This window comes from Nitritalea sp., assembly GCF_054166705.1.
The window spans coordinates 224839-238458 of the sequence record NZ_JBSZCV010000015.1 but is presented as its reverse complement, the minus strand read 5'-3'; the positions used below and the strand labels follow the sequence as shown (position 1 = coordinate 238458).

Below are 13620 nucleotides of genomic sequence, written 5' to 3'. Positions count from 1 at the left end.
AGGAGCGCATGCACATTGTTATCTACTGGCAAAGGACAAAAACCTCGCCAAGCTCAGCCTACCGGCTTGACTTCTAGAAAGGGAAGCCACTCCATCGCATGCCGCTCCGCATAGTCGGCTAAAAAATGAGAGAGCGTCGGTTTATAGGGGGCATAAGGCAAGCGAAACCCCACATCCTCGGGCTTTTTATCCCCCTTGTAGGTGTTGCAGCGGTTACACGCAGTGATGAGATTGGTCCACGAGGTTTTGCCCCCTTTCGAGCGTGGAATGACGTGATCTACCGTAAGGTTTTTTACAGAGCCGCAGTACTGACACTGCCCTTTATCGCGCCGAAAAACATTATTGCGTGTGAGCAAAACCCCTCTGTAGGGGATATTTTTATACGCATCTAAGCGGACTACTGCCGGGTAGCGAAAGCTTCGATCTACCGTCCGGATTTCTAAAGCTTCATAGTGAGAGAGCGAAGTGGCCTTGTTGAGAAATACCAATACCAGGGCTTTCTGGACCGAAACCACCGCGATCGGCGTATGGTCTAAGTTTAAAATCAGCACCCTTTTTTCCATACTTTACGTGTTTACTAAGCATAAAAACAAGGGATTTTGGGATTTTGTTTAGTAGGAAAGCCGGCTCATCTCCCGCCTCACATCACGTTCTTTAATCCCTTGCCGCTTGTCATGCAGTTTTTTACCTCTTGCCAGGGCGATTTCTACCTTAGCGAGCCCCTTATCATTTACAAATAAGCGCACCGGTACGATAGAAAGCCCCTTTTCCTCAAATTTGGTCTCTAATTTATCTAATTCTTTACGATTCAGCAAGAGTTTTCGTTCACGCGTAGCCTCATGGTTGTAGACCGTCGCCATGCTATACGGGGTGATATGCATCTGCTTGATGTACAATTCATTTCGCCTAAAATAGCAGTAGGCCTCGGTAAGCGAAACCTTTCCTTCGCGGATAGACTTGATTTCGGTACCTTTTAAGGTGATGCCAGCCACATAGGTGTCGATAAACTCGTATTCGAAGCGAGCTTTTTTATTCTTTATATTGATAATTTTCTCGAATCGTGAGGCTTTCTTCATCATTTCTTTTCGTCTTCAAATTTAAAACTTCATGCGTGCTTCCGGCACCACATCGAGGCCACAGAAATCCCCTTCTAGGTATTTGAAATGGGCTGCCATGGCGATCATTCCCGCATTATCGGTACAGTATTCGAACTTCGGGATAAACAGGCTCCAGCCGCGCTTCTCTGCCTCCTCGGCTAAGGCCCTGCGTAGGCCCGAGTTCGCACTCACCCCCCCGGCGATGGCCACTTGCTTCAAGCCCAGCTCGCCTGCTGCCTTGCGGACTTTGCGTAGCAGCATTTCTACTAAAGTATACTGGACGCTGGCGCAAATGTTCGCTAACTCCCGGTCGATGAAGGTAGCATCCGCCTGCATCTGATCCCGAAGAAAATAGAGGACGGCTGTTTTTATGCCCGAGAAGCTAAAATTATATCCCGGCATCTCCGTTATCGGAAAGGCATAAGCATGCGGATCGCCAGAAGCAGCCTGCCGGTCGATCAGCGGCCCTCCCGGGTAGGGCAGGCCCAGCAGCTTGGCCGTTTTATCGAAGGCTTCTCCTACGGCATCATCTTGAGTCTCACCGATCACCTCCATATCAAAATAGCCCCGCACATGCACCAGCTGCGTATGACCACCACTAACGGTCAGGCAGAGAAAGGGAAATGCTGGCCGCGGATCATCGATAAAGTGTGCCAAAATATGTGCCTGCATGTGGTTTACCTCGATGAGCGGCAGGTCCAGCGCATAAGCCATCGCTTTCGCAAAGGACACGCCTACGAGCAGACTCCCGAGAAGTCCCGGCCCCTTGGTAAAGGCGATCGCATGCAAGTCCTTTGGGCGGAGCCCCTGCCCCTCTAATGCAGCACGCACCGTCGGAATCAGATGCTGCTGATGGGCCCGAGAAGCCAGCTCCGGCACCACTCCCCCATATTTTTCGTGCACAGATTGTGTCGCGATAATATTATTAAGTACTTTGCCATTAGAAATGAGTGCAGCGGAAGTTTCATCACAGCTAGACTCAATCGCCAGAATGTTAATCGCCATTGAATAGAGTTCCTTGGAAAATAAAGCGAAAGTTACGAAGAAAATATGGAACGGCCTGTATGCCTTCCTTCGCTTCCTTCTGAAGGGGTCGCTCTACCTGCTGCTATTTTTAAGCTTAGTCCTAGTGGCTCTGCAGCTACCTACGGTGCAGACCTTTCTCAGTGACCGGCTGACGGCCCTACTTTCAGCGCGTACTGGCTTCCGCACAGAAATCGAGCGCGTGAAGATCCGCTGGTGGGATGCTGTGACACTGGAGCGCGTCAGCATTTACGACCCGCAGGATAGCCTGATGGTGAACATGCGCGAAATCTACCTGGACTTCTCCCCCCGTGTGCTCTTCGACGCCGAGCAGCCCGGCATCGACGAAATCCGCTTTAAATCCGGACAGGTGCGCCTGCTCCAGCATGCAGGAGTGGAGGGCATAAATTTGGCGAACTTTATCTTCCGCATCCAAGACCTCTTCGCTCCTAAGAAGGACCGAACCGATCAGAAACCTCAGCGCTTCTACATCGGCAGGGTGCACTTCGAGGAGGGCAGTGTTGACATCCTGAACTATTCCTCGGATGCTTTGCCCCGCGGCTTCGACTATAACCGCCTACGCTTCCGGGAGCTGCTTACCGAGGCAGAAAAAATTTCCCTAGAAGGCTCCACCCTGCGCTTCCAGTTGAACTACCTCCGTGGCCATGAGGCGACGGCCGGCATTCCGATCCAGCAGCTGCAGACCCACTTCACCTACACCCCTACGGCCATCGAGCTGGATGCCCTGTACCTACGCTCAAATCGCACGGAAATTCGGGACTACCTGCGCTTCGAGTATGCCAAGCTCTCCGCACTTTCCTCCTTTACCCGGGAGGTGCAGCTTTTTGCGAAGCTCAGCGAAGCGAACCTAGACATCAGGGACCTCGGTTACTTCAGCGAACAGCTGCCGGCGATAGAAGATCGCCTGGTGCTCAGTGGTGAAATTACTGGCACCATCGAAGACCTACGCTCCGAGCAGCTGCTTATCCGCTTCGGGGAGCGTAGTGCCCTATTCGGTGAATTTAGCATCCGTGGGCTCCCCAGCTTGTCCACGACCTATTTCGAGCTCGCACTTCGGAATTCGGTCATGTACAGTACCGACCTGCGCCCCTACGTACAGGAAAGTACCTACCCCGAGGTGGTCAAGCTCCGCGACATCCGCTTTGACACCTTCTTCAGCGGCTATACGCGAGACTTTCAGGCGAATGGCACGTTTCGAACCGGGATCGGGCAGGCCAGTGGCTCCATCCGTTACACCCATGGCGACGCGGACCCTACGTACCAGGGGCGTGTTCAGGTGCGTGACCTGGACTTAGGGCGCCTTCTCGAAAATCCGCTGCTCCAAAAAACCAGCTTTAACGGTCGCATACGTGGCGAGGGGCTCAGCATCGAAAAAGCACTCCTGTCCGTGGATGCCGACATTCAGCGGCTCGGCATAAAAGGGTACACCTACACGAATATCCGCACGAATGCCACCTATGGCCTGGACCTGTTCAGCGGCGAGCTTCAGGTCGATGACCCAAACCTGAAAGCTGCCTTTTCCGGCACCCTCGACCTCCGTGATGGGCGCGACTCTGTGAACCTATTTGCCACCATCGACACCGCACGCTTAGACCGCCTAAATCTTCTCGAATACGAAAGCTTCCTCAGCGGTGAAGTGGATGTGGACGTGCAGGGACTTAGCCTAGATGCCATCGAAGGCATCGCGCGCTTTAAAAATATTCGCCTCGGCTATGAGGGACGCGAACTCAAGGTAGATAACTTCTTCTTCCAATCTCTTTTCACAGGAGAGGGACGGACCATCAGCCTGAATTCAGACCTCTTGGTGGCAGCCATAAATGGCAATTTTAAAGTAGAAAGCCTGACCCGGGATGTGGTGGCCCTGGGCCAAAACTACTGGGCGCAGCTGACGAACGACCGAGAAAAACTCCGCAATCTCTCCAAGGAAAGGGAAACAGAAACCTATGCCATCGACCTTTCCGTGAATTTAATCGACATCAACCCACTCGTGCAGCTCTTCGTACCAGACCTGGGGCTCTCTCCGAATACCTCTATCGTAGGGCGCTTCCGTCAAGAAGCCGGCAGCCGGCAGTTTGAGTTGAAAACGGACATCGACACCTTGCGCTATGGCGCAAACCGACTGCTTAAAAACGACTTACAGTTCACCACCACCAAGCTTTTAGCCGATAACCGTGTGGAGGCGCACCTGCTGCTGCGTTCCCAAGAACAGCGTCTCTCGAATGGTCTGGTCTTCACAGATGCCGCTTTTCTGGCAGACTGGCAGGGAGATACCATCGACCTCCGCTATCAGCAGGCGCAGGAAAGTACCTCCAGCTACATCGATCTTTCCGCCGACCTGCAGCTCTTTCCACGTTACAGCTCCCTCCGACTAGCCCCTTCTACCTTTCAGGTAATGGAACGGGTCTGGCGCTTCGAGGAAGAAAACGAAATCATCATCCAGCCGGAAGGCATCTTCTTTGATAATGTGCGGCTTCAGCAGGATCGGCAGTTTATCGCCCTAAATGGAGCCCTGCGCTCCGACTCTGAGGAGGTGCTCGAGCTCCAGATCGAAAACTTTAATCTAGACTTTTTCAATACCCTCAGCCTAAAGGCCTTCACCGGAACAGCGAATGGCATCTTCTCCCTGAACCGCAGTGAAGGTAGAAACGATATCAATGGCAACTTGCGCCTGAATAGCATTACCATCAATGATTTTCTGCTGGGAGAGGTGGAGCTGGCGACCTACTTTGCTGAAAATACCTTGAATGTGCAGCTGGAAAACTACCGTGAAGGAGAAGAGGTGCTGGCACTGAATGGCACACTCGCCGGGGAGGAAAATTTCTTGAACCTTCGGGCACGTCTGCAGGGAGCTCGACTGGATATTTTAGAACCCTTTTTAGACGAGTATGTGCGTGAGATCGGCGGGACTGTAAGCGGAGATCTGCTCGTGGGCGGCAGTCTGGGGCAGCCTCTCGTACGCGGCGAAGCACGACTGGAAGAAGGCAGCTTTCTGCTGGACTATATCCAGACCCGCTATGCCCTAAATGGCACCCTTCGTTTTACCGACTCGAGCATTAACCTCAGCGGGCTCACCCTGCGCGATCGCTTTGGGCGGAACGCCCGCATCACTGGCGCCATCCGGCACCGCTTTTTTAGCGACCTGCAGCTCGACCTGAACGCGGACCTGCGCAATGTGCAGCTTCTGAATACCGATGTCCGCGATAATGAGCTCTTTTATGGGACTGCCTTCGCCACGGGCAATATTCGAATCGATGGGCCGCTTAGCGATATCGTCTTCGATGCACGGCTGAAATCAGAGCCGAATACCGCCATATACATCCCCTTAGGCAGCTCGAATGTGCAGGCCCAGGAAGATTTTATTCGTATTTTCGATGTCGGCGACACCCTCTCGCGGGAAAATGCCGCCGATCAGCGCCGAGAACGTAAAAACTACCGGCTGAATTTTTCACTCGACATCACCCCGGATGCCTACGCCGAAATTCAAGTTGACCCACGAACGGGCGAGCTCATCCAAGGGCGTGGACGTGGGGTGCTGGATCTGGGCATCGACAACCTGGGGAATTTTACCATGAACGGTACCTATGAAATTACTGAGGCCAAATACAATTTTTCACTTTACAATGTCATCCGTCGCGAGTTTAATGTGGAGCCCGGCGGCCGTATTTCTTGGTTCGGGGACCCTTATGAGGGGGTGATGGACCTGCGCGCCTTCTACCAGGAAAGTGTCTCCCTGCTCTCCCTGCAGGCGAATGCCCAGGGTCTAGAGTCGGAAGATGCCCAGCTGCGCCGGCGCTGGCCTCTCCGCGTGCTCATGCGCCTGAATGGCAATATCCTCTCGCCAGACATCGACTTTGATTTCGACTTTAGCGAATTTCCTGAGGGTAATATTCAAACTTATATCTCCGCCTTTAAAAACCGCATCCAAAACGATGAACAGGAAAAAAACCGACAGGTGTTTTCGGTCATTATGATGCGCTCTTTTTCGCCCGAAGGGCAATTTTCCGGCGTCACCAACTTGGCTTCTTCTAACCTCAGCCAGCTGCTCAGCTCCCAGCTCAACAGCTTCATCGCCCAAGTGGATCAAAACCTCGAGGTGGACATTGACTTAGCCACCATCGACCAGTCCGCCCTGGAAACCTTTCAGCTGCGGGTGGCCTACACGTTCTTGGACGGGCGCCTGCGCGTCACGCGGGACGGAGGCTTCACCGACCTGCAGGGGAATGCCGACATCAACAGCATCGCCGGCGACTGGCAGGCAGAATACCTGCTCACCCAGGACGGGCGCTACCGCATGCGAATCTATAACCGGAATAATTTTAATACCTTCACCTCGCTTTCGCTGGCGCAAAATGTGGCGACCTATGGTGTTTCCCTTTCCCAGACGCTGGCCTTCAACAGCTTTCGGGAGCTCTTTAATCGGATACGAAACCGGATCACCGAGGATGGCCCCACTGCTCCGGAGCGCCCAAACCCCTTTGATGCTGACCTGCTGTTCCGATCGGAGGAGGAAGGCTGGATTCCGATTGACTTGCAGCAGCTGCCGCGCCCAAAAGACTAATCGACTGGTGATAAGGAGCTTTTGCGCTGGCGCAAACAATTTGCCCCTAAGGGCTATTTGTATGACAAGAGCACGTTTATGGAAAATATCACGCTATTTTGGTTCCGTAGGGACCTTCGACTAGAAGACAATACCGGCCTAGCAGCAGCCTGCCGGGAGAAAAAAAATGTTTTGCCCCTCTTTATCTTCGACCGGCACATCCTGGACGAGCTGGAAGAGCGCTCCGATGCCCGCGTACAGTTTATCCATGAGCAGGTAGCGGCGCTGCGGGAGGCCTTCCAGGCCAAAGGCGGTAGTATGGAGGTGCATTATGGCCATCCGGAAAAAGTGTTTCCCGAACTGCTGAAGCGCTACCGGGTGGAGGCCGTGTATACGAACCGCGACTACGAGCCCTATGCGCGGAGCCGCGATGCCCAAATCGAAGAGCTACTCGAGGAGGCGGACATCCCCTTCCGTACTTTTAAGGATCAGGTCATCCTCGAAGAGGGAGAGGTGCTAAATGGTTCTGGGGAGTTTTATAAAGTCTTCACCCCTTACAGCAAGGCCTGGCGTGCTAAGTTCGAGGAGCTGCAGCTGGAGGCGCAAAAGCTGGAGGAGGATGCCTTTTTTCAGACCGAACCCTTGCCTTTTCCCAGCCTGGAGGACATGGACTTTAAGCCCAGCTCCATCCGGATACCTCCCATGGAAGTAGATGAGGCCATCGTCAAAAAATACGGTGCTGTCCGAAATTTTCCGGCCAAAAAGGGGACGACGCGGATCGGTATCCACCTTCGCTTCGGGACGATTTCGATTCGACAGCTGGCAAAAAGAGCGCAGGAACTGAATGACACCTACCTGAACGAGCTGATCTGGCGGGAGTTTTACATGATGATTTTAGCCCATAACCCGAAAGTAGTGGATCAGGCCTTCAAGCCCGCCTACGACCAGATCCCCTGGCGTCAGGAGGAGGCGGACTTCGAAAAATGGTGCCAGGGCAAGACCGGATATCCGATCGTAGACGCCGGCATGCGGGAGTTAAACGCGACAGGATACATGCATAACCGGGTGCGCATGATCGTGGCCAGCTTCCTGACCAAGCATTTATTAATTGACTGGCGTTGGGGAGAAGCGTATTTTGCGAAAAAATTACTGGACTACGAGCTGAGCTCTAACAACGGTGGCTGGCAGTGGGCAGCTGGGACAGGCACAGACGCGCAGCCTTACTTCCGCGTCTTTAATCCCACCGCGCAGGCGGAGAAGTTCGATAAAGAGGGTGCTTATATCAAAAAGTGGGTGCCTGAATATGGCACTGCTCAGTACCCAAAACCCATGGTGGACCATAAATTTGCGCGGGAGCGCGCCATACAAACGTATAAAGAAGCATTAGGATGAATATAGGAGACCGGGTGCGCCTGCTGCACGGACAGGAGGAAGGTGTGATCACGAAAATCTCTGGCAGTGGCCGCGTGGAGGTGGAAATCGAGGATGGCTTTCGCATACCCGCCATGCGCAATGAGGTGGTGGTGATCGCGCCGGCGGAGACTGCATTTTTTGGCAAGAAGGCGGAGCAGGTGCCGGACTTTGTGCCGGGCAAAAGAGAGAAGGTTACCTCACGTGAGGGATTGGTGCTGGCTTACCTGCCCATCAACGATGACCTGCTCGCGGTATACCTCTGCAATGCCACTTCCAAGTCCTACCTGTGCTACTTTTCGGAGCAGTATGGGGAGAATGCCATCACCCTGCTGGCAGAGCGACTGGAGGCCGGAAAAAACCTGAAAATTGGTGAAAAAAGTATCAAAGCCTTTCAAGACTGGCCTCCGATAAAGGCGCAGTTTATTCCGATAAACTATAAAATCGAGCGTGCCTTGCCGCCTTTTGAGCGGAGCTTTAAGTTTAAGGCGACCACTTTTTTTAAGCAGAAAGGTACTGCGCCGCTGCTCCAGAAAAAGGGGTATGTTTTCGAACTTCTGCAGCACACGCGGGAGCTGGATGTTCTCGCGTTAAATGAAAGTCTGAAAGACCTCTCTCCTACCGCTCAGGCTCCGGCCCTACCGAAGGTGAAGCGCCCACCCGCGGCGGTAGATCTACATATCGAGCAGCTGGTAGCAGATCCCACGGGCATGAGTAATGGAGAGATGCTACGGCTGCAGCTGCGCACCTTTGAGGAAACACTGAATGCCGCCATCCTTTCGGGTATGGATGAAATCACCTATATTCATGGAATCGGAAATGGGGTATTAAGGAAGGAAATCCATAAGCAACTCGGGCAGTGGAAAGGGATTCAGTACTTTAAAGACAGCCAAAAAAGCCGCTTTGGCTTTGGAGCCACGCTTGTGAAGATCACCACCTCATAAAGATGCAACGTGTATGAGCCAGACGCTCCCTTCTATTTTCCCGATTTGTGATAAGCAGTACCGGCGGCTCGAGGATGCCTTGCTGGCCGTGGGGAAACTATACAAAAGTAAACGCGCGGCGGAGGCCGAGGAGGCGCTGATTTTCTTGGAAATTTATGCAGCGCTGGTGGGTCGGCTACGTCAAAAAGAGGAGCTGCACCTTCCGGATGCTTTTAAACGTTTACAGCGTTACTTCCGCAGGACGCGCCACCTGAAGGCCATCGAAAATCAGTACATGCAGTTCGGGAAGGCGCTGTCGATGCGGCTACCAGCCTACGCACAGACCTTAGAAAAGGAAAAACTGGATCTGTACACGGAGGCTTTCGAAGAGGTACTCACCCTCACTCCTGCCGCGCATGCGGCCTTTCACAAAGCGCTGTACAAGGGGAGTAAGGGGGTGGAGCTTTTGCCCCTGCATCAGACCAGTCAGGCCCTTGTGGAAGAAGAGCTGGCCTTTATCCGCTTTTGTGATGGGGACCAGCTAGATGCGCCCCAGTGGCGACAGGTATTTGAGGCCCTCCAGCGGGTGGTGGTGCTGGAAAATATCCGCCTTTCCGTGGGCATCGAAAGCATTTTTCTCCCTGAAATGCACCAGCGCTTCACAGAGCTGCTTGTCGCGATTCGCCAGTGGTTTGAGGTACAGCTTTTTCTCCAGCACCTGTCCTACTATGTGTCTATGGAGGAGCATACGCAGGAGGCCTATCGCACGTTTTTGGTGGCGGTGCGCGCACGGCGCAAAGCCCACCTAGCTCATTCCACACTGCTTCTAAAGACCATCACCAGATGCTTGTAGCTTTTCGCTCTGGTATGGACCGAATAGATACGCTTGAAGAGAGGCTGTTGCTACACATGCGCCAAGGCTCGGGCTAAATCGGCTACTAAATCTTCGGCATCTTCGATGCCAACACTTAGGCGAATGAGACTGTCTGTGATGCCCACCGCCTCGCGTTCTTCCTTCGGAATGCTCCCATGGGTCATGGTGACGGGATGTCCGATTAAAGATTCTACACCTCCCAGAGATTCTGCTAATGCGAACAAGCGGCAGCGCTGCATCAGGGCTAAAGCACTTTCCCGTCGATCATCGACGAGGCGAAAAGAGAGCATGCCTCCGAAGTCACGCATTTGCGCTTTGGCCACCGCGTGGCCTTCATGTTCCGCTAAGCCGGGCCAGTAGACCTGCGCTACAGCGGGATGTGCTGCTAAAAACTCGGCGACTGCGCGGCCATTTTCAGAGTGGCGCTGCATACGTAGGGCTAGCGTTTTAATGCCGCGAAGTGTTAGGAAGCAATCCTGAGGTCCTGGAATCGCTCCACAGGTATTTTGAATAAAGGCTAGCCGCTCTGCCAGTTCCGGATCACGGACGATAACAGCCCCCATGAGCAGGTCAGAATGGCCCGCGATGTATTTGGTGAGCGCATGCATTACGATATCAGCCCCCAGTTCCAAAGGATTTTGAAGATAGGGACTCGCAAAGGTATTGTCAACAGCCACCCATAATTGTTGCCCGCGAACCTGTTCGACTACAGCCCGAATATCGAGGACTTTCAACGTGGGGTTGGTGGGTGTCTCCATCCAGATCATCCGGGTGTTGGCATTGAGTTTTTGGCGAATGGCCTCGGGATCCGACAGGTTTACAAAGTGAAAGTGAATGCCATAGGCGGCCACGACTTGGGTAAACAGGCGATATGCGCCACCGTAGAGATCATGGGTGGCGATGACTTCATCACCGGGGCGTAGTAGACGCATGAGGGCATCGATGGCAGCCATTCCCGAGCCAAAACAGAAGGCTGCGCTACCTCCTTCTAAGGCGGCTAAATTAGCCTGCAAAGCAGCCCGCGTCGGGTTATCGGCTCGCCCGTAGGCGAAACCTTGATGCTGGCCTGGAGAAGACTGCTTATAGGTGGAACTTTGATAGATGGGCGTCATCAGTGCCCCTGTGGCAGGATCGGGCTGTAGTCCTGCATGAATGACTTTGGTGCCAAATTTCATACTATTTCTGCTCTTTACCTCAAAGATGCCGCATTTGTGGACGACAATAAAGTTTCTTTCCTCTTTTTTTTGGCTGCACCCAGAACCCTTTCCTATGGCGAATACTAGTAGTTTTGAAAATGGATTTATCCAGCAGTAACCTCAAGTTCTTCGCCGCTGTCCAAAGAAATAGCAAACTTTATTTTTTTGTCCAGTTTTATTCCTACCATTAGAATAGAATTGTTTTTTTGTGGACTGCAAGGTCACTAAAAAATGATCTTTTTCTTTTTTAATGATAAACAAATCTTGATCGCTGATTAAACTCCCTAAATAAAACCCCTCAAGCTTTTGACTAAAGAAAGAAAAGGAACTAAAAGGAGAGTAATTACTTTTAAATATCTCATATCAGTGGGAATACTAGTTTTATTGATGATAAAAACGTTACGTTTAATATAATTTTGGTGCCCTGTGAATACACAAAAATTAATAAATTTTGATCTATGAAGGAAGAAGCTGCAAGAAGTTAAACGTTTAATTTGCTACACATGCTTAGTTTTGGAAAAAGCACTACACTTTCTAGAGTAATTATTGGGCCGTAGGCCTGAGGTCTTGCAAGAAAAAAACGATTAAAAGTAGGACAGGGGCGCTGGTCTGAGGTCTTTTCCTTTAGTGAAAAGTATAATGTTTTATTAGCAATTAAATAATTTTAATTATAAAAGTATAATAATTAAGGATTTTTTAAAAAACGTTATAATCAAAATATCTACTCATGTTTAAAGATTTTGCTAACTTTAACTATTCAATTTTTTAAGTCGAAAAAAAACAAAGACAAGTTAAATAATAGAAGATGTTTATGTATTTTTAATCAAACAACAATGCAAATAAAAGCATCTATATAATTGTCTCATAAACAATTAATTTGATGACGACGACCAAAGAAAAATGCCAATGTTACATTTTTTTGACAATTGATCTATAAAAATAATGGGGTAGCACCTTGAGTGCTTCCCATTATAAATTATAAATAATCTGTGTTATTCATGTATTCGCTATTAAAACTTTTGATCTGTTGTTATTAACTAGCCCTTTTTTTTGATCTTTATTAACAAGTTTAAAATTATTAAAATCAAAAACAAGAGGGTTGAAAAATAAAGCCAGACATTAAAACTAACAACCTCAAAAAAGTATAACGGAATATAAATAATAGTAACTATTCCCAATAAAAAAATCAATATTTCAAATTTATTCATTGGAATTTTGATTTTATTCAATCTTTTCCGTAATAAATTTCGCATCCTAGAGCCACCACAGTAACTCCACCCATAAACCATCCTGCGGGATTCCAGAAGTTAGCCAATGCTCCTACACCCATTACACCAGAAATAAGAGCTAGTCCGTGACAAACTGCCTCACCAGTAGTCCCCCCCCCCTTACATCAGTTAGTTGGTAAATATTAAGCTCTTTCATAATTAATACATTTCGCATGCTAATACAGCTATTGTTCCAAAATATCCAGATAATCCAGCTGCAACACCTAATCCTAATCCTCCTGATACTGCTGTTAATGCTCCAAGTGCAAAAACACCAGTTACTGTAATTGCGAAGGTTGCTATATCTTCGCAGTTTTAACCCCCACTAACCATCTCCATTTTTTCAATACTTAACTCTCTCATAACGAATTTAATTTATTTGGTTGAAAATTTATTTAATAAGACAATAATAATTAGATGTCGGTGACATTTCCTGTCACCCGATTATTTTTTTTTAAAAAAAAGAAGCTATCTGACTCCTTACAATAAATGATTTCATGAGATGATGAAAGACGTAAATCATCCATTATCAGATACAACATTCTCTGGGTTAGGATTTCACCTTGAACTTATGCAATATTGGTAAATATGAGCAATTGTAAATTGTTAAGGATATAGGGTAAGACAAGACATAAAAAAACGATCCCAATGATTCCAATAGCTTTCGGAATTGGCCCCAGGACAGATATGGGGCAACAAATCCTAAAAATATATTTATACACTTTTCAATGTAGCGTCATTTATCTGTAATCATTTTTTATTATTTTTAAATATAACTAAAAGACTTCCTGAAATTATTAAAAAATAAGAAATTAAAGAGAAATACTTATTATTAATAATTATTACTTCTACTACCAATAGGGCCGCCCCTATCACAAGTAACAAAACAGCAAATGTTTTCATATAATATAAATATTTATAAATAGTCATCCCGCATTCGTATGTATCATCTTATAACTTAATATTTATATAAATAATACGTCTCAGACAGATACATATTAAATTAATTTCAGAAAACCAAAAAGTACCTGAATTCTTGTCAGGTACTTTTAGGTAATTATGTAACAGCATAAATTGCACAAGCAACATCAACGGCTACAAGTCCCGCTGAAACCCAACCAACGGGATTCCAAAAATTCGTTGATGCACCTATAAAATAAGCAGCTGAACCAAGAGCTATCCCGGCACAAGCACCAGTAATAAAGCCCCCCCCATTAACAATCGATAATTCATCAAAGTTTAATTCCTTCATCTTATTGTATTTTAAAATT

At 49.2% G+C, this 13620-nt stretch carries 9 protein-coding genes; 4 read left to right on the top strand and 5 right to left on the bottom strand.

Annotated elements, in window-relative coordinates; genetic code table 11:
- Window positions 1-53 precede the first annotated feature (53 nt).
- The 3 genes from ACXIT9_RS10970 to tsaD are packed head-to-tail and all read right to left on the bottom strand — an operon-like array spanning window position 54 to window position 2102.
- Window positions 54-563: an HNH endonuclease gene (locus tag ACXIT9_RS10970; RefSeq protein WP_458056273.1), complete on the bottom strand. Its 510-nt coding sequence runs from the start codon at window positions 561-563 to the stop codon at window positions 54-56.
- A 48-nt stretch (window positions 564-611) separates the two neighbouring features.
- The gene (smpB, locus tag ACXIT9_RS10965; RefSeq protein WP_458056502.1) at window positions 612-1076 is read right to left on the bottom strand and encodes an SsrA-binding protein SmpB; all 465 of its coding nucleotides are present in this window, start codon (window positions 1074-1076) and stop codon (window positions 612-614) included.
- Window positions 1077-1097: 21 nt separating this feature from the next.
- Window positions 1098-2102, bottom strand: coding sequence for a tRNA (adenosine(37)-N6)-threonylcarbamoyltransferase complex transferase subunit TsaD (gene tsaD / locus ACXIT9_RS10960; RefSeq protein WP_458056272.1), 1005 nt, complete (start codon window positions 2100-2102; stop codon window positions 1098-1100).
- Between the two features lie 13 nt (window positions 2103-2115).
- On the opposite strand from tsaD, the gene ACXIT9_RS10955 reads away from it, so the two are divergent.
- The 4 genes from ACXIT9_RS10955 to ACXIT9_RS10940 all read left to right on the top strand — a co-directional run bounded on the left by ACXIT9_RS10955 (window position 2116) and on the right by ACXIT9_RS10940 (window position 9864).
- Window positions 2116-6699, top strand: a complete 4584-nt coding sequence (locus tag ACXIT9_RS10955) for a translocation/assembly module TamB domain-containing protein (protein ID WP_458056271.1) — start codon at window positions 2116-2118, stop codon at window positions 6697-6699.
- A gap of 78 nt (window positions 6700-6777) precedes the next feature.
- Window positions 6778-8070, top strand: coding sequence for a cryptochrome/photolyase family protein (locus ACXIT9_RS10950; protein WP_458056270.1), 1293 nt, complete (start codon window positions 6778-6780; stop codon window positions 8068-8070).
- Window positions 8067-9032, top strand: a complete 966-nt coding sequence (locus ACXIT9_RS10945; RefSeq protein ID WP_458056269.1) for a Smr/MutS family protein — start codon at window positions 8067-8069, stop codon at window positions 9030-9032. The genes ACXIT9_RS10950 and ACXIT9_RS10945 overlap by 4 nt, the downstream gene beginning before the upstream one ends.
- A 13-nt stretch (window positions 9033-9045) precedes the next feature.
- Entirely contained in the window at window positions 9046-9864 is an 819-nt protein-coding gene (locus tag ACXIT9_RS10940; RefSeq protein ID WP_458056268.1) for a hypothetical protein, read from the top strand.
- A gap of 50 nt (window positions 9865-9914) precedes the next feature.
- On the opposite strand, the gene ACXIT9_RS10935 is transcribed toward ACXIT9_RS10940, so the two are convergent.
- A complete protein-coding gene (locus tag ACXIT9_RS10935) occupies window positions 9915-11060 on the bottom strand; it encodes a trans-sulfuration enzyme family protein (protein ID WP_458056267.1) in 1146 nt (381 codons plus the stop codon).
- 2346 nt (window positions 11061-13406) lie between these two features.
- Complete coding sequence (locus ACXIT9_RS10930) at window positions 13407-13601, bottom strand: hypothetical protein (RefSeq protein WP_458056266.1); 195 nt, start codon at window positions 13599-13601, stop codon at window positions 13407-13409.
- Window positions 13602-13620 lie beyond the last annotated feature (19 nt).

Excerpts from the sequence above, each read along its gene's own strand:
- ACXIT9_RS10940 (WP_458056268.1), top strand. The coding sequence starts at position 9,046 with ATGAGCCAGACGCTCCCTTCTATTTTCCCGATTTGTGATAAGCAGTAC.
- ACXIT9_RS10930 (WP_458056266.1), bottom strand. The coding sequence starts at position 13,601 with ATGAAGGAATTAAACTTTGATGAATTATCGATTGTTAATGGGGGGGGC.
- ACXIT9_RS10935 (WP_458056267.1), bottom strand. The coding sequence starts at position 11,060 with ATGAAATTTGGCACCAAAGTCATTCATGCAGGACTACAGCCCGATCCT.
- ACXIT9_RS10945 (WP_458056269.1), top strand. The coding sequence starts at position 8,067 with ATGAATATAGGAGACCGGGTGCGCCTGCTGCACGGACAGGAGGAAGGT.
- smpB (WP_458056502.1), bottom strand. The coding sequence starts at position 1,076 with ATGAAGAAAGCCTCACGATTCGAGAAAATTATCAATATAAAGAATAAA.
- tsaD (WP_458056272.1), bottom strand. The coding sequence starts at position 2,102 with ATGGCGATTAACATTCTGGCGATTGAGTCTAGCTGTGATGAAACTTCC.
- ACXIT9_RS10970 (WP_458056273.1), bottom strand. The coding sequence starts at position 563 with ATGGAAAAAAGGGTGCTGATTTTAAACTTAGACCATACGCCGATCGCG.
- ACXIT9_RS10950 (WP_458056270.1), top strand. The coding sequence starts at position 6,778 with ATGGAAAATATCACGCTATTTTGGTTCCGTAGGGACCTTCGACTAGAA.